This window comes from Massilia sp. YIM B02769, from assembly GCF_030411995.1.
Lineage (GTDB): Bacteria > Pseudomonadota > Gammaproteobacteria > Burkholderiales > Burkholderiaceae_D > Telluria.
Genome location: NZ_JASNRC010000005.1, coordinates 23,969 through 43,917 on the forward strand (window position 1 = coordinate 23,969; position 19,949 = coordinate 43,917).

Sequence of the window (19,949 nt, forward strand, 5' to 3'; positions counted from 1 at the left end):
CCTCGACATCACTGCATGTCGTGAGGACCGTGGCCGGTCACGGCCGCGGCGTCGCCCATGCCGGGCATCATGTTGGCGTTCATGTGGTGCATGACCCAGATCGAGCCCGAGAGCACGATGACCAGCAGGACAATGGTCAGGATCAGCGCCATCATGTTCCAGCCGCCTTCCGACTTCGAGTTCATGTGCAGGAAGTAAATCATGTGCACGATGAGCTGGACGCCGGCGAAGCCGAGGATGACGAACTTGGTGGTCGACGGATCGAGCACGTTGCCCATCACCAGCCAGAACGGGATCACGGTCAGGATCACGGCCAGCACGAAGCCGGTGGTGTAGTCCTTCAGGCTGTAGTGCACGCCAGGGTGGTCGCCGTGGGTGTGGCCGTGCAGCGCGTCGTGGCCATGGTCGTGGTGTTGGTTGCTCATGGCAGCACTCCCATCAGGTAGACAAAGGTGAAGACGAAGATCCAGACGACGTCCAGGAAGTGCCAGAACAGCGACAGGCACGACAGGCGGCGCATGTTTTCTACGCTCAGGCCATGCTTGGCCAGCTGGAACATCAGAACGACCAGCCACACGATACCGAACAGCACGTGCAGGCCGTGGGTACCGACCAGCGAGAAGAACGCGGTCAGGAAGCCGCTGCGCGACGGGCCGGCGCCTTCGTGGATCAGGTGGTAGAACTCGTACAGTTCCAGCGCCAGGAAGCAGGCGCCCAGGACGCCGGTGATGCCGAGCCAGAGCTGGGCCGAGCCCAGCTTCTTGGCCTGCGCCGCGATCATCGCGAAGCCGAAGGTGATCGACGACACCAGCAGGAAGCCGGTATTGATCGCCACCAGCGGCAGGTCGAACAGCTCGGCGCCCGACGGGCCGCCGGCGAAGTTACGGCCCAGCACTGCATAGGCCGCGAAGAGCGATGCGAACAGCAGGCAGTCGCTCATCAGGTAGATCCAGAAACCGAGCAGCGTGCCCTGTTCCGGGTGATGCTCGCGCACGTGGTATTCGCGCACGGCAGCGGCGCCGCCGTCGGCGCCGGTCATCGTTACGTTAGTGTTAGACATGGGCTTCCAGCAGTTTGGTACGCTCGTTCTCGGTACGGGTCACTTCTTCGGCCGAGATGTAGTAGTCGCGCTTGTAGTTGAAGGTGTGGACGACGATCGCCACCATCATCGCGATGAACGCGAGGCCGGTCAGCAGCCACATGTGCCAGATGATGGCGAAACCGATCACCATGGCGATGGCCGAGATCACGAAGCCAGCCCAGGTGTTCTTCGGCATGTGGATCGCGACGTAGTCCTTCAGCGGACGCTTCCAGCCGGCTTTCTTCATGTCGGCGAAGGTGTCGTTGTCGTACACCACCGGGGTGAAGGCGAAGTTGTAGTCTGGCGGTGGCGACGAGGTCGACCATTCCAGGGTACGGCCATCCCATGGGTCGCCGGTGACGTCACGCAGTTGCTTGCGGTTTTTCCAGGTCATGAAGAACTGCATCAGCAGCGCGCCGATACCGCCGGCGATCATCAGGGTGCCCACGAAGGAGATCTGGAACAGCCATTGCAGTTCAGGATCTTCGAAGTGGCTCATGCGGCGGGTCACGCCCATGAAGCCCAGGATGTACGGTGGCGTGAACGCAACCCAGAAGCCGATCGACCAGAGCCAGAACGACACCTTGCCCCAGAACTCGTTCAGCTTGTAGCCGAAGGCTTTCGGGAACCAGTAGTTGATACCTGCAAACAGACCGAACACCACGCCGCCGATGATGACGTTGTGGAAGTGGGCGATCAGGAACAGCGAGTTGTGCAGCACGAAGTCGGCCGCCGGGATCGCCAGCATCACGCCGGTCATGCCGCCGATGGTGAAGGTCAGCATGAACGAAATCGTCCACATCATCGGCAGTTCGAAACGGATACGGCCGCGGTACATCGTGAACAGCCAGTTGAAGATCTTCGCGCCCGTCGGGATCGAGATGATCATCGTGGTGATACCGAAGAACGAATTGACGCTCGCGCCGCTACCCATGGTGAAGAAGTGGTGCAGCCAGACCAGGTAGGACAGGACCATGATGACGCAGGTCGCATACACCATCGAGGTGTAGCCGAACAGGCGCTTGCCCGAGAAGGTCGAAACGACTTCCGAGAAGATACCAAAGGCCGGCAGGATCAGGATGTAGACCTCAGGGTGGCCCCAGATCCAGATCAGGTTCACGTACAGCATGGCGTTGCCGCCGCGGTCGTTCGTGAAGAAGGCGGTGTCGAACAGGCGGTCCATGCCCAGCATGGCCAGCGTGGCGGTCAGGATCGGGAAGGTCACCACGATCAGGATGTTGGTGCACAGCGAGGTCCAGGTGAAGACTGGCATCTTCATCATGTCCATGCCTGGCGCGCGCATCTTGACGATGGTGACGATCAGGTTAACACCGGACAGCAAGGTACCTACCCCGGCCACCTGCAGCGCCCAGATATAGTAGTCGACCCCGACACCCGGACTGGCCAGGATGCCCGACAGCGGCGGATAGGCCAGCCAGCCGGTACGCGCGAATTCGCCGACGAACAGCGAAGCCATCACCAGCACCGCGCCCATGGCCGTCATCCAGAACGAGAAGTTGTTCAGGAACGGGAAGGCCACGTCGCGCGCGCCGATCTGCAGCGGCACCACGTAGTTCATCAGGCCGGTAATCAGCGGCATTGCCACGAAGAAGATCATGATCACGCCGTGGGCGGTGAAGACCTGGTCGTAGTGGTGCGGCGGCAGGAAGCCGGCGTTCTCGCCGAACGAGAGCGCCTGCTGGGCGCGCATCATCAGTGCGTCAGCGAAGCCGCGCAGCAGCATGACAATACCGAGCACCATGTACATGATGCCGATTTTCTTGTGGTCGATGCTGGTGAACCAGTCGCGCCACAGGGTGCCCCACAGGCGGAAGTAGGTGATCAGGCCGATCAGGGCCGCACCACCGACGAGCACGCCTGCGAAGGTAGCGATCAGGATCGGCTCATGGAAGGGAATCGCATCCCAGCTGAGCCGTCCGAAGATAAGCTTCGTCAAGTCAAAAGAGTCTTGCATGGTTACTTCTTCACAGAATTGGTAGGGGTTTCGCAGACTTCCGTCGTCGCACCCAGCGCCGCATTCGCGGCGACCTGGCGGCGTGCTTCGGCCGGCAGGTTCTTCAGGGCGACGTCGTTGCGCAGGCGGGTCATGTCGGAAGCCATCTGGTGGTTCGCGCAGACCGCGCCTTCGGCGACGCAGCGGTTCAGGATGGCGTTGAACAGGGCTGGCTGCACGTTGCCGTAGTGACGGACCGGCTCTTTCTCCGACGGCTTTTCCAGGGTCAGGTACTCGGCGCGGCCGAGGGTGTTGCCGCTGGTCTTGGCCTTGGCGACCCAGGCGTCGAAGTCGGTCGCCGACACGCCGCGGTAAGCGAAGTGCATGTGCGAGAAACCGTCGCCGCTGAAGTTGGCCGAGAGACCCTTGTAGTCGCCGGCCTTGTTGATCACCGCGTTCAGGGTGGTCTCCATGCCGGGCATCGTGTAGATCATGCCGGCCAGGGTCGGGATGTAGAAGGTGTTCATCACGGTCGACGAGGTCATCTTGAAGCGGATCGGGGTGTCGATCGGCGTGACCAGTTCGTTAACGGTGGCGATGCCCTGCTCCGGATAGATGAACAGCCATTTCCAGTCCAGCGACACGACCTGCACTTCGAGCACCTTGTGTTCGGCCGTGACCGGGCGGTTGGCGTCGATGCGGTCCAGCGGACGATACGGGTCGAGCTTGTGGGTGCTGATCCAGGTGATCAGGCCCAGCGCGATGATGATCAGCAGGGGCGCGCCCCAGATCACCAGTTCGAGCTTGGTCGAGTGGTCCCAATCGGGCTCGTAGCGTGCGTTGGCGCCTTTGCGGTACTTCCAGGCGAAAACCACGGTCAGGATCAACACCGGAATGATGATGATCAACATGAGCAGGACCGATACGGTGATCAGGTCTGCCTGCTGCTTTGCAATGTCGCCGGCTGGATTCATCACCACCGTATTGCAGCCGGACAGCACCGCAAGCAGGAGGAGTGAAAGTCCGGGACGGACTATTTTAGGAATCATGCTAGGTATCTAACGTTACATGGGAATGAGAACATGCTACTGTAATGCCATCGGCATTCGTTGCACATTGGACGTTTTGTCCCACCCTTGCCCAGGCCAGGGGGATTCCTGAAGGCCACTGACTTACCTGGAGACCCATCTATGCAAAGCTCGAATACGTATGGCGGCGCAGGCGCTGCTCCCGTCACGGCGCCACATAGCGGCGCCCGTAACATCAATGCCCGGGATGCCCACATCTCCCCGGGTGAAATAGCTGTTGGTGTGGTCATTGGCCGCGCCTCCGAATATTTCGACTTCTTCGTGTATGCCATCGCCTCGGTGCTGGTCTTTCCAGCAGTTTTCTTCCCGTGGGCAGATCGGCTCGAAGGCACACTCTACTCGTTTACGATTTTTGCGTTCGCATTCATCGCGCGCCCCCTCGGGACCGTGATCTTCATGGCCATCCAGCAGCGCTTCAGTAGGGAAATAAAGCTCACGATTGCCCTGTTCCTGCTCGGGACGGCAACCGTGACCATTTCTTTCCTGCCAACCTACGCCCAGCTCGGCACCACCTCCATCGTCCTGCTGGCCCTGATGCGCATCGCCCAGGGCGTGGCCCAGGGCGGCTCCTGGGACGGCCTGCCCTCGCTGCTCGCGCTGAACGCGCCGGAACACAAGCGCGGCTGGTACGCCATGCTCGGCCAGCTGGCCGCGCCGCTCGGCTTCCTGATCGCCGCCGGCCTGTTCGCCTACCTGCTGGATAACCTGCAGACCGACGACTTCCTGGTCTGGGGCTGGCGCTTCCCGTTCTTCGTCGCCTTTGCCATCAACGTGGTCGCCCTGTTCGCCCGCCTGCGCCTGGTCTCGACCACCGAGTACTCGCACCTGCTGGACTCCCACGAACTCGATCCGGCCCCGGTCGGCGAGCTGGTCAGCAAGCAAGGCACGAACATCGTCATCGGCGCCCTTGCCGCCCTGGCCAGCTATGCGCTGTTCCACCTGGTGACCGTGTTCCCGCTGTCCTGGATCCAGCTGTACGACACTCGTCCGATCAGCGGTTTCCTGTACCTGCAGATGTGGGGCGCGGCCATTGCCGGCGTGTGCATCCTGATCTCCGGCCTGGTCGCCGATAAAGTCGGCCGCCGCACCACGCTCGGCACCTTGGCGGCGCTGATCGCGATCTTCTCGGCCTTTGTCCCGATGCTGATCGACGGCGGCGAAGGCGGCCAGAACGCCTTCATCCTGATCGGCTTCGCCCTGCTCGGCCTGTCGTACGGCCAGGCCGCCGGCGCCGTGACCTCGAACTTCCAGTCGCGCTTCCGCTACACCGGCGCCGCCCTCACCTCGGACCTCGCCTGGCTGGTCGGCGCCGCGTTCGCACCGCTGGTCGCCCTGGGCCTGTCGGCGCACTTCGGCCTGGGCTATGTGAGCCTCTACCTGCTGTCGGGTGCGGTCGGTTCGCTGGCGGCGCTGTCGCTGAACCGCAAGCTCGAGATCAAGACCGACCGCGAGTAAGCGAACTGGCGTGACCTTTTCGGCCTGGTGTGCGCACCCGGCCAAACTGTTCCGGCGGGCTGCGGCTTGCCGGAATTTTTTTTGCCTGTCGTGGTCAAAGGCGTATTTGCGCAAGGCCTGCACGATGACCCGCACGATGCCCGTGACCGTTCCAGCGGGGGCGGCCCAGCTGGAAGGCATACTTGCCCTGCCCGCGTCACCCATCGGGGTGGTGCTGTTCGCGCATGGCAGCGGCAGCGGGCGCCTCAGCCCGCGCAACAGCTTCGTCGCGGCCGAGCTGCACGCGGCCGGCATCGCCACCCTCCTCCTCGACCTGCTCACCGTGCAGGAAGATAGCGTCTACCAGAACCGCTTCGATATCGCCTTGCTGTGCCGGCGGCTGCACGCTGCCGCATCCTGGCTCGGCACCGAACCCTTGACGGCGCCGCTCGCGCTGGGCCTGTTCGGAGCGAGCACGGGCGCGGCGGCGGCCCTGCGCCTCGCCGCGGACAGCGGCAGCGGCGTGGCGGCGGTGGTGTCGCGCGGTGGCCGGCCCGACCTGGCCGGAGCGGCGCTCGCGCAGGTGGACGCGCCGACGCTGCTGATCGTCGGCGGCGAGGATGGGCTGGTGATCGGGATGAACCGGCAGGCGCTGGACACGCTGCGCTGCGAAAAGGAACTGGCGATCATACCCGGCGCCGGGCATTTGTTCGAGCAGCCCGGGACCTTGCAGCAGGCGGCAGACCTGGCCCGTGCCTGGTTCGTCCGGCATTTCGCGCCCGCCTGATCTGACGCCGGCGGAAACCTTTGAGGCGGCCTCAACGTAGGGTGGGCACCCCGTGCCCACGCGAAAACACGCCTCGCGATCGCGCTCGCAGAACCTGTAAAGCTGCCAGTCGTTAGCGCGTGCGAATGATCATTCGAAACGTTTCGAGCGGCCCAGGTCGGCATTGGAGACGGAGCCAACATGACGCGACCTTCGGCGTGGGCACAGAGTGCCTATCGCGGCCGGGACCACCATACCCAGCCGCCCATCCGTGGCTCAGGACCGCGATTTCCGTTCGACCGGCGATTCGACGAGCGCGAACACCCAGAGCACGATCAGGTTCACGCCCGGAATCAGCGTCAGGATCGACCAAGCGCCCGAATAGCCAGCCTTGTTAAGAATGCGCCAGAAAGGAAACAGCGCGAACGCGACGAACGCGAAAAGAATAAGCCAGTGCCAGATGCTGAATGTGTTCGAACCCATGTCGAGGACCTCGTTTTCGGCATCGATGCGTGCCGATTCGCCCCGCTATTGTAGTCAGGGGCGGGGGCTCGAAATCTCGTCAATTGTCACGTAGCGGCATCGCCGGATGCCGCCCAGGACCGGCATCCACGGGCGCTAGGCCAGCGCCGTATCCAGCACCGTCATCAATATGAAACCGAAAATGAGCGCAATCGTCGCCGTGGTCCCGTTCCCGCTTTCGCGCATCTCGGGAATAACGTCATTGACGATCACGAACAGCATCGCGCCACCCGCCGCCGCCAGGGCAAACGGCAACAAGCCCGCCGAGATGCCGATCAGGGCCACGCCGAGCGCGGCGGCGATCGGCTCGATCACCCCGGACAGCACGCCCAGGCCGACCGAGGTCAGGCGGCCGTAGCCGACGGTGCGCAGCGCCAGCGCCACGACCAGGCCTTCCGGCACGTCCTGGATCGAGACGCCGGTGGTCAGCGAATTGGCTTTTTCGAGGTCGATGCCGGCGTAGGCGACGCCGATGGCCAGGCCTTCGGGCATGTTGTGCAAAGCGACGGCGGCGACGAACATCCAGGCGCGGCGCAGCGAGTTGCCGCGCACGTCATCGCGTTCCAGCACGTGGGCCGGTTCGATGGCGCGGCCGAGCAGCAGGATGGCGCCGGCGCCAAACATGATGCCGGCGCCGGCCAGCAGGCTGGCTTCCCAGGCGCCGGCGCCGGCCGAGCGGGCGGCGGCGAGCGCGGGGATCACGAGGGAGAAGGCGGTGGCGCCCAGCATCACCCCAGCGCCGAAGCCGAGGAAGCTGTCATAGGTGCGTTTCGAGAAATTCTGGGAGAGCAGCACCGGCAAGGTGCCGAGTGCGGTGGCGGCGGCGGCCGTCCCGCCGCCCAGCAGAGCGGCATGCATCTTCGGATTGGCATTCATGATCTGCTCGGCCAGGCTGCCAAGCAGGAGCAGGCAACCCACCGAACAAATCAGCAGGCCAACGGCACGGCGTACGGTGAAGGCGCGTACCAGCGCGTCGGTCCAGCGCAGCTTCTGTGAATCTGGGTCCATCAGGAATCCTTTCTGCGACGCGGGATGTGCGCCTGCGCCTACCGGCTTGCTGCCGGTCGGCGCAGTCATCTGCTACCCTTGCGTCGATTCTACGCCAACGGCGCGGAAAACTCCGGCACCGTTGGTTGCCAGACAAGCTTACGGCTTGCTGATGGCGGACGCGCCCTTCGGCGTGGACGGGTCGAGGCCGAGTTCGGCGCCGGTCTGCGGATCCTTGGTCGGATCGGACAGCGTGCGCGCCTGCATCTGCTTCAGCACTTCGACGTCGGCCGCCGGCAGCTTGACTTCGGCTTCGCCGGAGCCGCCATCGACACCCATCTGCTTTTCGCGGTCGGTGACGAAGTCCCACTTCTCCCCCTGGTTCCATGGGCCGCGCATTTCGCCCGGACCTTGGGACATGTTGAAGTACACGCTGGCGAAGCGCGGATCGGCCGGCATTTTGCCCGGTGGGAAGTTCGATTCCATCGAGTACAGGGCTTTCTCGAAGGACTTCTGGTGCGCGACCTCGCGCGTCATCAGGAAGCCCAGGGCTTCCTTCACGCCCGGGTCGTCGGTACAGGCGATCAGGCGCTCATAGACGATCTTGGCACGTGCCTCGGCTGCGATGTTCGAGCGCAGGTCGGCGGTCGGTTCGGTGATGGAGTCGATGTAGGCGGCGGTCCATGGCACGCCTGCCGAGTTGATCAGCGGCGTCCCGGCGCCGTACAGCACCTGGGTGATGTGGCTGTCGTTGCCGGCGCCGGTGATCTGCTTGTACATCTCGGCTTCGGTATCGACGGCCTCGGCCAGACGGCCCTTGGCGCCCTTGTTCAGCATCGCGATGATGTGGCCGATGATCTCGAGGTGGCTGAGTTCCTCGGTAGCGATGTCGAACAGCATGTCCTTGCGGCCTGGATCGTCTTCCGATACGGCCTGGGTGAAGTAGCGCATGGCCGCAGCGAGCTCGCCCTGTGGGCCGCCGAACTGTTCCAGCATGAGGTTTGCCAGACCAGGATTCGGGCCGCTGACGCGGACCGTATATTGCAGGCGCTTGTTATGTGCAAACATTCCGACTCCTTTGATAGATGAAAACTAAGCGTCCACGCGACAGCGTGCGACGCCATCCAATCACGGCTGCACGGTACTGCACCGTCAGTCGAACGTGGATTCATCTTGGCAGCGATGCGGAGTCAAGTAATCAGAAGTGCCGCCGTATCCGTGTAGGACTAGGGTGACAAACCGTTAAGGCTCATTGAAACCTTTCCGTAACTCATCGTTCTAGAAGTTAGGCGACGTTCGTGAAAGATGACGGCAAGAAACGACAGTCGGCGCCCGTCAAGCTGCCAGTGATAACCCTACTGGCGTCGCGCCTTTTGCCGACGTTGACATACGGCGTCGTCCTACGTTACTCGCTATTTTGACGAGCTAGGATATTAGTCAATCACTAACTAGGAGACACACATGTTTTCTTTGAAACAACTCAGCCCGACCATTACCGACATGATCCGTTTCGATCACTCCCACGTGATGGTCACCTTCCACCAATACACCAAGGACAAGGCGCCGAGCGTCAAGAAAGCGCTGGCCGAGACCATCTGCACCGCGCTGGAAATCCACGCGACGCTGGAAGAGGAAGTGTTTTATCCGGTGATGCGCCAGCTCGACAAGGGCGAGCCCTTCGTGCACAAGGCCGAGCCCGAGCACAACGAGATGCGCCGCATCATCAGCGAGCTGCGCCGTACCAGCGGTTCCGATCCGCGCCACGACAAGCTGATCCTGGAGCTGATGCGCGACGTGATTCACCATGTGGCCGACGAGGAAACCACCCTGCTGCCCCAGGCCGAAACCCTGATGAGCAAGCAACGATTGTCGGAACTGGGCGCGCAGATGACCAAGCGCCGCATGGAGCTGGTGGCGCCGAAGGCGGGCAAGCTGGCCAAGAGCCACGCGGTGGGATTCTCGGGCAGCACCGCGGCGATGGTCGTGGGTGCGGCGAGTGCGCTGATTGCGCTGCGTACGCTGGTGAAGAAGCCGTCGATGCCGGGGACGAACCGGACCTGGGCGCATGCGAATTCGACGCCGGGGCAGTAATCGCCTGGTGATCGTCGGAGGCAATTCGACAGTCGGTGGTTCCGTCGTGGTGGGTACGAGTACCCACCCTACAGACTCGTATCCACCACAACCACGTTTCCAAAATCGAAACGTCAATGAAGGCGTGTAGGGTGGGTACTCGTACCCACCACAACCACGTTTCCAAAATCGAAACGTCAATGAAGGCGTGTAGGGTGGGTACTCGTACCCACCACAACCACGTTTCCGAAACCGAAACGTCAATGAAGGCATGTAGGGTGGGTACTCGTACCCACCACTCGAACGTTTCCGATATCGAAAAACGAATTACGCCACTTCCGCCTGCTTGATCGCCCCACGCTTGATCTGGTCACGCTCGATCGACTCGAACAGCGCCTTGAAGTTACCCTCCCCAAAGCCCTCGTCGCCCTTGCGCTGGATGAACTCGAAGAACACCGGCCCCAACTGCGCTTCGCCGAAGATCTGCAGCAGCAGGCGCGGCTTGCCGTCGGTCACGGCGCCATCCAGCAGCAAACCGCGCTTCTGCAGTTCGCCCGCGTTCTCGCCATGGCCGGGAATGCGGCCGTCGAGCATCTCGTAATAGGTTTCCGGCGGTGCGGTCATGAGCGGCACGCCGGCGGCGCGCAGGCCGTCGACGGTGGTGATCAGGTCGTCGCACAGCAGGGCGATGTGCTGGATGCCCTCACCGTTGAACTGCAGCAGGAATTCCTCGATCTGGCCGCCACCGGCCTTGCCTTCTTCGTTCAGCGGGATGCGGATCTTGCCGTCCGGCGCGGTCATCGCCTTCGAGGTCAGGCCGGTGTACTCGCCCTTGATGTCGAAGTAGCGGATTTCGCGGAAGTTGAACAGGCGCTCGTAGAACGCGGCCCAGAACGCCATGCGGCCACGGTAGACGTTGTGGGTCAGGTGGTCGATGATCTTCAGGCCGTGGCCGAACGGACGGCGTTCGACGCCTTCGATGAACTCGAAGTCGATGTCATAGATCGACTTGCCGTCCTCGAAGCGGTCGATCAGGTACAGCGGCGCGCCGCCGATGCCCTTGATCGCAGGCAGGCGCAACTCCATCGGGCCGGTCGGGATCTCGATCGGGTGGGCGCCCAGTTCCAGCGCGCGCTGGTAGGCGGCGTGCGAATCCTTGACACGGAAGGCCATGCCGCAGGCCGACGGACCGTGCTCGGCCGCGAAATAGGCGGCGTGGCTCTTCGGCTCGTTGTTGATGATGAAATTGATTTCGCCCTGGCGGTACAGCGCCACGTCCTTCGAGCGGTGCTTCGCCACCTTGGTGAAGCCCAGCGCCTCGAAGATCGGTTCCAGCGTGCCCGGGGTCGGGGATGCGAACTCGACGAATTCGAAGCCCATCAGGCCCATCGGATTCTCAAACAGGTCAGCCATGTTGTGTTCCTTCTTCTTGCAATTGTTATCTCCTCCAGACGGCGCCCCCTCTCGTGGATGCGGGCGCCGCAAGGAACCATGCGGCCGGGAGCGATGCCCGGCCGGACGAATGCACGACAGTGCCGCCGGTACGCCGTGGCGCGCCGGGATGGTGTCGACGTGACCCGAATCATACGCCAGAGCGGCGGCGCCGATGTGCAGTTTTTGATGTCGAATCGGCACGATGGCACGCCAGGCGCCCTACTCCGCAAAGGCCTGGGCGACCAGGCTGCGCAGCCAGGCATTGCCCGGGTCCTGGTGGTAGCGGCGGTGCCAGAACATGTTGGTCTGCAGCGTCGGCAGCGTCAAAGGCGGCGTGATCCAGGCCAGGCCGAAGGGCGGTCCGGCGCGCTCGGCCAGCTTTTGCGGCACCGTCACCACCAGGTCGTGGCCGGCGACGATATACGGCACCGCCGTGAAATGGGGCACGCGGAAGCGGGTCGACGCGCCGATGCCGGCCTTTTCCAGCAAGCCGTTCACCCGGTCGTAGGGGCTTTCGGCGGAGTCGACGAACAGATGTTCGGCGGCGGCAAAGCGCGGCAGGTCGACCTTGCCATCGAGCAGAGGGTGGCCGCGCCGCATCATCGAGACATAGGGCTGGCGAAACAGCAGGCGCTGGTAGAGCGCCTCGGAAATGTCCCCGAACGGCCCGATGGCCAGGTCGACGCGCCCGCTTTCCATCTCTTCCTTCAGCGCGATGCTGCCGGCGCGCACGGTGCTCAGCTGCAGCTGCGGGGCGGCTACCCGGCAGCGTTCGATCAGCGCCGGCATGAAGTGCAGTTCGCCCACATCGGTCATGGCCAGGGTGAAGCGGCGGCCGCTGGTGGCCGGATCGAAGCCGCTGCGCCGGTTCAGGGCCAGCGCCACCTGGGCCAGGGCGCTGCCGATCGGTTCGGCCAGCCCTTCGGCAAACGGCGTCGGCTGCATTCCCTGCCCGGTGCGCACGAACAGCTCGTCGCCGAACAGGCGGCGCAGGCGCGCCAGGGCATTGCTGACCGCCGACTGGGTCAGTCCGAGGCGCTTGGCCGCGCCGGAAATCTGGCGCTCACGGTAGACTTCCTGAAACACGGCCAACAGGTTCAAATCGATGCTGTGGGGCTCGATCATGGATACTCCACTATTGATGAGATGAATAGTCTACATTCATCTATTCATGTCGTAAAATACCAACGGCTGGCTTAGAGTGCGTACTAATCTAGAATCGACGCATTTTGCGAGGAGACGCGCATGAGTCAGCACATGAGCCAGCACATCGGCACCGACACGGGCTACCAGTCCGGTTTCGGCAACGAATTCGCCACCGAGGCCCTGCCCGGCGCCCTGCCGCGCCACCGTAATTCGCCGCAACAGGTAGCCTACGGCCTGTACGCCGAGCAGATTTCCGGCACCGCGTTTACCGCGCCGCGCGGCCACAACCGCCGCTCCTGGCTGTACCGTATCCGTCCGGCCGCCATGCACGGCCCGTTCGAGGAAATGGGCAATGGCCGCATCGTGGCGGGATTCACCGGCGTCGCGCCACCGCCGAACCAGCTGCGCTGGAGCCCGCTGCCGATGCCGGATGCGCCCACCGACTTCGTCGACGGCCTGGTCACGATGGCCGGCAACGGCTCGCCGGAGAGCATGAACGGCTGCGCGATCTACCTGTACGCCGCGAATCGCTCGATGACGGAGCGCTTCTTCTACAGCGCCGACGGCGAATTCCTGATCGTGCCCCAGCAGGGCCGCCTGGAGCTGGCCACCGAACTCGGCACCATCGACCTGGAGCCGCAGGAAATCGCCGTGATCCCGCGCGGCATTCGCTTCCAGGTGCGCCTGCTCGACGGCGAAGCGCGCGGCTATGTGTGCGAAAACTTCGGCGCCTTGCTGCGCCTGCCCGACCTGGGGCCGATCGGCTCGAACGGCCTGGCCAATCCGCGCGATTTCCTCACGCCCGTGGCCCGCTATGAAGACCGCGAAGGCGACTTCGAACTGGTAGCCAAGTTCTGCGGCAATTTGTGGCGCGCGCAGCTCAAGCATTCGCCGCTGGACGTGGTGGCCTGGCACGGCAACTACGCGCCCTATAAATATGACCTGCGCCACTTCAACACCATCGGCTCGATCAGCTACGACCACCCGGACCCGTCGATCTTCCTGGTGCTGCAGTCGCCCTCGGACACGCCGGGCGTCGATACCCTCGACTTCGTGATCTTCCCGCCGCGCTGGCTGGCCGGCGAAGACACCTTCCGTCCGCCCTGGTTCCACCGCAACGTGGCCAGCGAATTCATGGGCCTGGTGCACGGCGCCTACGACGCCAAGGCCGAGGGTTTCGTGCCGGGCGGCGCCAGCCTGCACAACTGCATGAGTGGGCACGGGCCGGACGCCGCCACCTTCGAGAAGGCGAGCAGCGCCGATACCAGCCAGCCGGCCAAGGTCGCGAACACCATGGCCTTCATGTTCGAGACGCGCAATGTCCTGTGCCCGACCGCCCAGGCCCTGGCCTCGCCCCAGCTGCAGGGCAGCTACCACGAATGCTGGGCCGGTATCCGCAAGCACTTCCGCGCCACGCCATGAGGACGTAACACATGGCGCACCAGGCGATCCTCAGCTTCGATACCCCAGGGCGCGGCACGCGCGACATCACCCGGGACGTCGCGCACGTGCTGGCGCAGTCCGGCGTGGAATGCGGCCTGGTCCAGGTGTTTGTCCAGCACACCAGCTGCTCGCTGACCATCACCGAAAACGCCGATCCCGACGTGCGGCGCGACCTGGAAACGCTGATGGAACGCCTGGCGCCGGACGGCGACCCGGCCTGGCGCCACGACGACGAAGGCCCGGACGACATGGCGGCGCACGGGCGCAACGTGCTGACCGACACTGGGTTGACGGTCCCGGTGGGCGGCGGCCGCCTGCTGCTCGGCACCTGGCAGGGCATCTATCTGTGGGAGCACCGCACCGCGCCGCACCGGCGCAAGGTGGTGGTGACGGTGCTCGGATAAGGGCGCTGGCGGCCTGCTACTGCGCAGGCGTGCGCCCCGTGAATTCCAGATAGCCCTCGAAGCGTGCCGACGGCGCGACCCGGAACGGCCAGCGCGGGTCTTCCTGCGCCGCCTCCAGCGCGACCGGCCCATCGCACCAGTCGCCGATGACCCGCGTCCCCTCAACGCTGGGCACGACCGCGCTCAGCTCGACATAATTGAACCAGAAGGGTTCGCGCAGGCTGGCGAGAAAGGTGTGCAGCCCGGTTTCCTGGCGTTCCTTTTCAAGCAGCCTGTTGTAGAGACCCTGCGGATTCAGGCGGTTGATCCTCTGGTCGGCAAACTGCGCGCCTTCCGGGATGAACACGTGCGGCACGATGAGAAGGACCGCCGGTTTCACCGACACGAGGAAGAAGCGGTTGTTCGCGAAATACACGGGATTGCCAGGCTTGCTGCTGGGCAGGCGCGCCGCATCCAGGCCGTCGAACTTCGTCATCAGCCGCATGGCGACGGCGTTCATGTCGTCGAGCGAATAAGTGTTGAACATGCCGGCCTTGAAGCGGATATCGCGCCTGCGCCTGGCCGGACTGAAGTCGATCAGGTGGTAGCGGAATTGCGCCTGCAAGGGCAGGCCCTCGTGCAGCGGGGTGGAGGTCGTCTCGGTGACGGGTTCCCAAGCAGCCACCGCCTGGCGTAGCGGCAAGAGCATGAAGAAGACGAGTGTGCAAGTCAGTGTACGGATAGAGACAGGGTTGATTGTCATGTGCATAAACGCGGGACTCGGAGAGTAGCGCCGAGCCCGCCCTGTGCCGGCTGCGGCGTGAAGCATCTTATCGTGGGCGGTGTTGATCATCAATAAACAACAGCCTGGCGTGATCCCTCGTGGCGCGCGCAGGCTGGCCGGCCGACGCCGCGCCAGCGGTGTGCGGCGGGCCCTGCCGCCCGTGCGATGATGACAACAACTCCACCGCACCCATCGAGCAAGCACGCCACATGACCGACATCCTCATCATCCTGTTCCTGATCCTGCTGAATGGGGTCTTCGCGATGTCCGAACTGGCCCTGGTCTCGGCCAAGCGCACGCGCCTGGAAAGACAGGCCGCCGAGGGCAGCCGCGGCGCGCGCACGGCATTGAAGCTGGCCGATAACCCCAGCCACTTCTTGTCCACCGTCCAGGTCGGGATCACCGTGATCGGCATCTTCAACGGGGCCTTCGGCGAGGCCTCGCTGGTGGCGCGCCTGAAGCCCTGGCTGGAATCGATGCCGGCGCTGGCGCCCTATTCCTACCAGCTTTCGCTCGGCATCGTGGTGGCCTGCATTACCTTCGCCTCGATCATCCTGGGCGAACTGGTACCGAAGCGCATCGCCATGCAGTACCCGGAAGCGATGGCCACCCTGATCGCCCCGCCGCTGCGCCTGCTCTCCACGCTGATGTCGCCTTTCGTGAAGATCCTGGCCCTGAGCACCGAGGCGATCGCGCGCCTGCTCGGCATCGGCAGCCACAAGGCCGAGGCGCCAACCGAAGAAGACATTACCGGCATGATCAAGGAAAGCACCGACGCCGGGGTGTTCGAGAAGACCGAGTACGACATCGTCTCGCGCGCGCTGCGCCTGGACGACCGCCACCTGAAGGCGCTGATGACGCCGCGCGTCGACGTCGCCTTTGTCGACCTCGAGGGCGACCGGAATACGGTGCTGGCCCGGATCGCCGACAACAACTACAGCCGTTTCCCGGTCTGCCGCGGCGACCGCACCCGGGTGGTCGGCTTCATCCACACGCGCGACCTGTTTGCCCAGGCGGTGCGCGCCGGTTCGCTCGATGCGGTCGACATCGACGCCGCGGTGCAGGACATCCTGTATGTGCCGGAAACCGTCAGCGCCATGGCCCTGTTAGAGCTGTTCAAGAAGCGCGGCGCCGAGCTGGCCCTGATCGTCGACGAGTACGGCGACATCCAGGGCATGGTCACCCTCACCGACGTGATGAGCGCGCTGGTGGGCGACGTCACCGTGATCGGCGAACACCACGATGCCGACGCCGTGCAGCGCGAGGACGGCAGCTGGCTGGTCGACGGCGGCGTGGCGCTGGACCGTTTCCGCGACCTGTTCGGGCCGCACGTTCGCTTCCCGGGCGAGGAAGTGGCGGCCTACCACACCCTGGCCGGCTTCCTGCTCTACCAGCTGGGCTATATTCCGCGCGCGGCCGAGTGCGTGGAGTGGGAAGAATTCAGGATCGAGGTGCTGGACATGGACGGCAACCGCATCGACCGCGTGCTGGTGACGCACACGCCGCGCCCGCCGGCGCCGAGCGAGGACGACGAGGAGGCCGCCGGCACGCCCTGAGCACGGCCCGCCGCTGTCGCATCAACCCGTCCGGGTCACGTGGGCATCGCGCAGCGAACGCCAGCCCAGCCTGGCGGCGATCACGCGCCGGTAGCGGGTGTCGATATGGGCCGGGGTGCGGCGGATGTAGTCTTCGGCGGCGGCGCGCTGGTCGCCGCTGCGGCTGTCCAGCCAGGCGACCACCTCGTCGGCGCTCGGCACGCGTCCGCTCACGCCCTCGAACTTCGGCGGCAGCGCGGTCCAGACGGCGGCGGCGATCCCCTTTTCCTTCAGCCAGTCCTGGATGCGTGCATCGACGCGGGCGCCGTCGACGGGCGGGATACTGCCGATGTAGTCCGGCCGGTCCTCTGCGATCTTTTCGCGCGCGCCCAGCATGGCGCGCGCCGCATCGAGATCGTCGGTGTCGAGATAGGCCCAGTAGGTCGGCATGGGGCGCGCGCCTTCGCACAGCACCAGGGCCAGTTCCGGGCTGTCGTCGCTCTGGCGCGTGTATTCCAGTGGCAGCTTCGGTCCGCCCGGGTGCCAGCCGGAGGCGAGTTTCAGGGGCTGCGGCTTCCACAGCAGCGAACCCCAGGCAATGCAGACGATATTCATGACGGTATGTACTGAAAGTAGGAGAAACAAGACGACAGTCTAGCCCGCCATGGGAATAGGCGAAGCGCGGCTGGGTTGGCGCGGCCGCGGGCTTGCGCAGTTTGCGAGATAGCGAACGGAAGGCCGGCGGCCTTGCGCGCACACTGGCCGCATCAATCTGCACTGGAGTCTTGCCATGACACGCCGTTTCACGCTTGCCACCACCGTTCCCGCCTCGGCCGCCGAGGCCTGGTCGTGGTCCACCTCGATCAAGGGCATCAAGCAGGAAATGTGGCCGGTGCTGAAGATGACCTTCCCCAAGGGCCTGACCCACATCGGCAAGGACACCACCCTCGACAAGCCGCTCGGCCGCTGCCAGTTCCTGCTGCTCGGCCTCTTCCCCATCGACATGTCGAAGCTGACCTTCGTGGAAATCGAACCGGGAAGGCGCTTCGTCGAGCAGTCGCCGCTGCTGTCGATGCGCCTGTGGCGCCATGAACGCATCGTTACGCCCTCGGGCGATGGCGCCATCGTCACCGACAACGTGGAATTCACGCCGCGCTTCGCGCCGCCGGTCGTCGGCTGGTTCGTGAAGCGCTTCTTCGAGCACCGCCACGCCGTGCTCTCGCGTTCCCTGCGCTGATTCGACCCGCCCTCCTCCCGCGCTTCGCTCCGCCCATGCCGGGCGGGTAAGCGCGCACGCCTGCAACGCGGCGGTTTGACGCTGCGCGCAAATCGGCCTATATTTTTCCTCAACGATTGGAAAGGTTTCCAGTCAACGTATCCCCAAGCTTCGATCAAGACCAACCCCCGAGTTGGCAAGCCGTGGTGTGGCCGTCCTGGCCGCTCCACTTTTCTTGGAGTAACACGAGGAGATAGCGTGCATAACGATAACCAACAACACCAGCGGAAATGGAAACCTTTCCAGGCAATCGCGGCGGGGCTGCTGCTGGCTTGCGGCGCCCAGGCATCGGCCAGCGTCACGAATCCGGCCATCGGCCAGCTGCTGTGGTCCGAGGAATTCAACGGCAACAGCGTGGACAGCGCCACCTGGACCGCGCAGGATGGCAATGGCTGTCAGATCAATCTCTGCGGCTACGGCAACGCCGAGTTGCAGTACTACAGCCCGAACAACGCCTCGATCTCCACCGTCCCCTTCGAATCCGGCACCCGGGCCCTGGCCATCCGCGCCCAGCGCCAGACCGTCGGCGGCAACAGTTTTACGTCGGCCCGGCTCGACACTAAGGGCAAGGTGCAGGTCCAGTACGGCATGATCGAGATCCGCATGAGCACGCCGCCGCTGGGCACGGGCTTGTGGCCGGCGGCCTGGATGCTCGGCGTCAGCCCGCAGACCTGGCCGCGCAACGGGGAGATCGACATCATGGAGATGGGCCACAAGGCATCCAGCCGCGCGGCGTCCGGCGCGCCCTCGCCCGACCGCTTCACCGCCTCGAACGTGATCACCTGGCAGCAGGCCGCCTGCGTGCCGGGCAACGAGAGCTGCGCCGCATCGACCGCCTGGCAGACCAAGAACTGGGTGGTGCCCCCGACCTCGCTGGCCAACCGTTTTGTGCTGTACCGCATGTACTGGCTTGATAACGAAATGCGCTTCACGGTGGTCGACAACGGCGTCGAGCGCAACATGTACGACGCACCATTGCCGGTGAATTCGACCGCGCTGCAGGCGCCCTTCTACCTGCTGCTGAACATGGCGGTGGGCGGCAACTTCACCGACGCCGCGTCGCCGGCACAGGTGACGTCAAGCCTGCCGGCGACGATGTACGTCGACTATGTCCGCGTCTACCAGCTCGACGGCAAGGGCAGCGTGAAACTCGGTAACCAGACGCTGCCGGAAGTCGGCAAGTTCGGCGTCTTCACCGACAACACGGCCGTGAACAGCAAGCTCGTTGCCGGCACCAGCTCCGACATCTTCCTGTGGAACGGCGCTTCCAGCGGCGCCGGCAACACCGCGCCCTACGAGGGCAGCAACGTGATTGCCTGGAACTACACGGCGCCGGGGCAATGGTTCGGCGGCGGCGTGCAGGCGCGCCAGGCGCGCGATTTGTCGAACTTCCGCAACGGCACGGTGAAATTCCGCATCAAGATCCCGGCCAACGTGTCGTTCAACATCGGCGTCGGCGATACCTACACCAACCAGAACTGGGTGAATTTCCCGGCGAACACCACGACGTACGGGCTGGTGAGGAATGGCGACTGGGCCCAGGGCAGCATCCCGGTCTCGACCCTGATCGGGCCGAGCGTGGCGCTGCAGTCGATGCTGGACGTGTTCATGATCTCGAGCGACGCCAACCGCCTGCCGGCGTCGGCCTTCCAGTTCGCGATCGACGACATCGTCTGGGATGCCGGTTCGAGCGGTGGCAGCACCAACCCGCCGCCGAGCAGCGGCCCGACCTCGGTCAGCCAGCTGTCGGCCACCACACTGCAGTTCACGACCACCACCGGCAGCTGGGCCGACGTCCACTACACGGTCAACAACGGCCTGCAGCAGAACATCCGCATGCGGCTCGACGGCAGCACCAACACCTATGTGGCGGGCGGCCTGAAGATCGGCGACGTAGTGCGCTACAGCTTCACCTACTGGGACACGGCGCGCAATTTTGCCGTGGATAGTGCGCAGCAAAGCTATACGATGAAGTAAGGCAGTAGAAAACGGGAAACCACCGGGCTGCCTGCAAGGGCCGGCCCGGCGCCTGGGGGACGCATTCCA

19 protein-coding genes are annotated in these 19,949 nt (G+C 64.2%); 8 read left to right on the forward strand and 11 right to left on the reverse strand.

Translation table 11 applies throughout. The features are described 5' to 3' along the window. Positions 1–8: 8 nt before the first annotated feature. From cyoD to cyoA, 4 genes are read right to left on the reverse strand one after another with little or no spacing between them, the layout of a single operon-like run. Positions 9–425, reverse strand: coding sequence for a cytochrome o ubiquinol oxidase subunit IV (gene cyoD / locus QPK31_RS09170; protein ID WP_290422625.1), 417 nt, complete (start codon positions 423–425; stop codon positions 9–11). Then, the gene (gene cyoC, locus QPK31_RS09175; protein ID WP_290422626.1) at positions 422–1,060 is read right to left on the reverse strand and encodes a cytochrome o ubiquinol oxidase subunit III; all 639 of its coding nucleotides are present in this window, start codon (positions 1,058–1,060) and stop codon (positions 422–424) included. The genes cyoD and cyoC overlap by 4 nt, the downstream gene beginning before the upstream one ends. Continuing rightward, positions 1,053–3,056, reverse strand: a complete 2,004-nt coding sequence (gene cyoB, locus QPK31_RS09180) for a cytochrome o ubiquinol oxidase subunit I (protein WP_290422627.1) — start codon at positions 3,054–3,056, stop codon at positions 1,053–1,055. The genes cyoC and cyoB overlap by 8 nt, the downstream gene beginning before the upstream one ends. Positions 3,057–3,058: 2 nt before the next feature. Next, a complete protein-coding gene (cyoA, locus tag QPK31_RS09185; protein ID WP_290422628.1) occupies positions 3,059–4,084 on the reverse strand; it encodes a ubiquinol oxidase subunit II in 1,026 nt (341 codons plus the stop codon). Between the two features lie 141 nt (positions 4,085–4,225). Here cyoA and QPK31_RS09190 point away from each other — a divergent pair, with 141 nt between their 5' ends. Beyond that, positions 4,226–5,578 carry an MFS transporter gene (locus QPK31_RS09190; RefSeq protein ID WP_290422629.1) on the forward strand — a complete coding sequence of 451 codons (1,353 nt, stop codon included), beginning with the start codon at positions 4,226–4,228 and terminating at the stop codon, positions 5,576–5,578. 124 nt (positions 5,579–5,702) lie between these two features. Then, a complete protein-coding gene (locus QPK31_RS09195; RefSeq protein ID WP_290422630.1) occupies positions 5,703–6,344 on the forward strand; it encodes a dienelactone hydrolase family protein in 642 nt (213 codons plus the stop codon). Between the two features lie 255 nt (positions 6,345–6,599). Here the strand turns inward: QPK31_RS09195 and QPK31_RS09200 are convergent, their stop codons facing one another. From QPK31_RS09200 to QPK31_RS09210, 3 genes are all read right to left on the reverse strand, one after another. Then, positions 6,600–6,806, reverse strand: a complete 207-nt coding sequence (locus QPK31_RS09200) for a hypothetical protein (protein ID WP_290422631.1) — start codon at positions 6,804–6,806, stop codon at positions 6,600–6,602. Positions 6,807–6,941: 135 nt separating this feature from the next. After that, complete coding sequence (locus tag QPK31_RS09205; protein ID WP_290422632.1) at positions 6,942–7,853, reverse strand: ZIP family metal transporter; 912 nt, start codon at positions 7,851–7,853, stop codon at positions 6,942–6,944. 138 nt (positions 7,854–7,991) lie between these two features. Beyond that, complete coding sequence (locus QPK31_RS09210) at positions 7,992–8,900, reverse strand: manganese catalase family protein (protein ID WP_290422633.1); 909 nt, start codon at positions 8,898–8,900, stop codon at positions 7,992–7,994. A 393-nt stretch (positions 8,901–9,293) separates the two neighbouring features. Here QPK31_RS09210 and QPK31_RS09215 point away from each other — a divergent pair, with 393 nt between their 5' ends. After that, entirely contained in the window at positions 9,294–9,923 is a 630-nt protein-coding gene (locus tag QPK31_RS09215; RefSeq protein ID WP_290422634.1) for a hemerythrin domain-containing protein, read from the forward strand. A 306-nt stretch (positions 9,924–10,229) separates the two neighbouring features. Here the strand turns inward: QPK31_RS09215 and hppD are convergent, their stop codons facing one another. Both hppD and QPK31_RS09225 read right to left on the reverse strand, forming a co-directional pair. Beyond that, entirely contained in the window at positions 10,230–11,315 is a 1,086-nt protein-coding gene (hppD, locus tag QPK31_RS09220; RefSeq protein ID WP_290422635.1) for a 4-hydroxyphenylpyruvate dioxygenase, read from the reverse strand. 240 nt (positions 11,316–11,555) lie between these two features. Then, positions 11,556–12,461 (reverse strand): LysR family transcriptional regulator, encoded by a 906-nt coding sequence (locus QPK31_RS09225; protein ID WP_290422636.1) that lies wholly within the window; start codon positions 12,459–12,461, stop codon positions 11,556–11,558. Between the two features lie 120 nt (positions 12,462–12,581). Between QPK31_RS09225 and hmgA the strand changes: the two genes are divergently transcribed. Both hmgA and QPK31_RS09235 read left to right on the forward strand, forming a co-directional pair. Continuing rightward, positions 12,582–13,904 carry a homogentisate 1,2-dioxygenase gene (hmgA, locus tag QPK31_RS09230; RefSeq protein ID WP_290422637.1) on the forward strand — a complete coding sequence of 441 codons (1,323 nt, stop codon included), beginning with the start codon at positions 12,582–12,584 and terminating at the stop codon, positions 13,902–13,904. A gap of 11 nt (positions 13,905–13,915) precedes the next feature. Continuing rightward, entirely contained in the window at positions 13,916–14,329 is a 414-nt protein-coding gene (locus tag QPK31_RS09235; protein WP_290422638.1) for a secondary thiamine-phosphate synthase enzyme YjbQ, read from the forward strand. A gap of 16 nt (positions 14,330–14,345) precedes the next feature. Here the strand turns inward: QPK31_RS09235 and QPK31_RS09240 are convergent, their stop codons facing one another. After that, positions 14,346–15,017, reverse strand: a complete 672-nt coding sequence (locus QPK31_RS09240) for a hypothetical protein (RefSeq protein WP_290422639.1) — start codon at positions 15,015–15,017, stop codon at positions 14,346–14,348. Positions 15,018–15,301: 284 nt separating this feature from the next. On the opposite strand from QPK31_RS09240, the gene QPK31_RS09245 reads away from it, so the two are divergent. Further along, positions 15,302–16,648: a hemolysin family protein gene (locus tag QPK31_RS09245; RefSeq protein ID WP_290422640.1), complete on the forward strand. Its 1,347-nt coding sequence runs from the start codon at positions 15,302–15,304 to the stop codon at positions 16,646–16,648. A 21-nt stretch (positions 16,649–16,669) separates the two neighbouring features. On the opposite strand, the gene QPK31_RS09250 is transcribed toward QPK31_RS09245, so the two are convergent. After that, positions 16,670–17,242 carry a hypothetical protein gene (locus QPK31_RS09250; protein WP_290422641.1) on the reverse strand — a complete coding sequence of 191 codons (573 nt, stop codon included), beginning with the start codon at positions 17,240–17,242 and terminating at the stop codon, positions 16,670–16,672. 175 nt (positions 17,243–17,417) lie between these two features. On the opposite strand from QPK31_RS09250, the gene QPK31_RS09255 reads away from it, so the two are divergent. Beyond that, on the forward strand, positions 17,418–17,864 hold the full coding sequence (locus QPK31_RS09255; protein WP_290422642.1) for a hypothetical protein: 447 nt from the start codon (positions 17,418–17,420) through the stop codon (positions 17,862–17,864). A gap of 237 nt (positions 17,865–18,101) precedes the next feature. Beyond that, positions 18,102–19,880, forward strand: coding sequence for a glycoside hydrolase family 16 protein (locus tag QPK31_RS09260; RefSeq protein ID WP_290422643.1), 1,779 nt, complete (start codon positions 18,102–18,104; stop codon positions 19,878–19,880). Positions 19,881–19,949 lie beyond the last annotated feature (69 nt).

What these genes read in the sequence shown, in the direction of transcription:
- cyoD (WP_290422625.1), bottom strand. Translation starts at nt 425, where the DNA reads ATGAGCAACCAACACCACGACCATGGCCACGACGCGCTGCACGGCCAC.
- cyoC (WP_290422626.1), bottom strand. Translation starts at nt 1,060, where the DNA reads ATGTCTAACACTAACGTAACGATGACCGGCGCCGACGGCGGCGCCGCT.
- cyoB (WP_290422627.1), bottom strand. Translation starts at nt 3,056, where the DNA reads ATGCAAGACTCTTTTGACTTGACGAAGCTTATCTTCGGACGGCTCAGC.
- cyoA (WP_290422628.1), bottom strand. Translation starts at nt 4,084, where the DNA reads ATGATTCCTAAAATAGTCCGTCCCGGACTTTCACTCCTCCTGCTTGCG.
- QPK31_RS09190 (WP_290422629.1), top strand. Translation starts at nt 4,226, where the DNA reads ATGCAAAGCTCGAATACGTATGGCGGCGCAGGCGCTGCTCCCGTCACG.
- QPK31_RS09195 (WP_290422630.1), top strand. Translation starts at nt 5,703, where the DNA reads ATGACCCGCACGATGCCCGTGACCGTTCCAGCGGGGGCGGCCCAGCTG.
- QPK31_RS09200 (WP_290422631.1), bottom strand. Translation starts at nt 6,806, where the DNA reads ATGGGTTCGAACACATTCAGCATCTGGCACTGGCTTATTCTTTTCGCG.
- QPK31_RS09205 (WP_290422632.1), bottom strand. Translation starts at nt 7,853, where the DNA reads ATGGACCCAGATTCACAGAAGCTGCGCTGGACCGACGCGCTGGTACGC.
- QPK31_RS09210 (WP_290422633.1), bottom strand. Translation starts at nt 8,900, where the DNA reads ATGTTTGCACATAACAAGCGCCTGCAATATACGGTCCGCGTCAGCGGC.
- QPK31_RS09215 (WP_290422634.1), top strand. Translation starts at nt 9,294, where the DNA reads ATGTTTTCTTTGAAACAACTCAGCCCGACCATTACCGACATGATCCGT.
- hppD (WP_290422635.1), bottom strand. Translation starts at nt 11,315, where the DNA reads ATGGCTGACCTGTTTGAGAATCCGATGGGCCTGATGGGCTTCGAATTC.
- QPK31_RS09225 (WP_290422636.1), bottom strand. Translation starts at nt 12,461, where the DNA reads ATGATCGAGCCCCACAGCATCGATTTGAACCTGTTGGCCGTGTTTCAG.
- hmgA (WP_290422637.1), top strand. Translation starts at nt 12,582, where the DNA reads ATGAGTCAGCACATGAGCCAGCACATCGGCACCGACACGGGCTACCAG.
- QPK31_RS09235 (WP_290422638.1), top strand. Translation starts at nt 13,916, where the DNA reads ATGGCGCACCAGGCGATCCTCAGCTTCGATACCCCAGGGCGCGGCACG.
- QPK31_RS09240 (WP_290422639.1), bottom strand. Translation starts at nt 15,017, where the DNA reads ATGCTCTTGCCGCTACGCCAGGCGGTGGCTGCTTGGGAACCCGTCACC.
- QPK31_RS09245 (WP_290422640.1), top strand. Translation starts at nt 15,302, where the DNA reads ATGACCGACATCCTCATCATCCTGTTCCTGATCCTGCTGAATGGGGTC.
- QPK31_RS09250 (WP_290422641.1), bottom strand. Translation starts at nt 17,242, where the DNA reads ATGAATATCGTCTGCATTGCCTGGGGTTCGCTGCTGTGGAAGCCGCAG.
- QPK31_RS09255 (WP_290422642.1), top strand. Translation starts at nt 17,418, where the DNA reads ATGACACGCCGTTTCACGCTTGCCACCACCGTTCCCGCCTCGGCCGCC.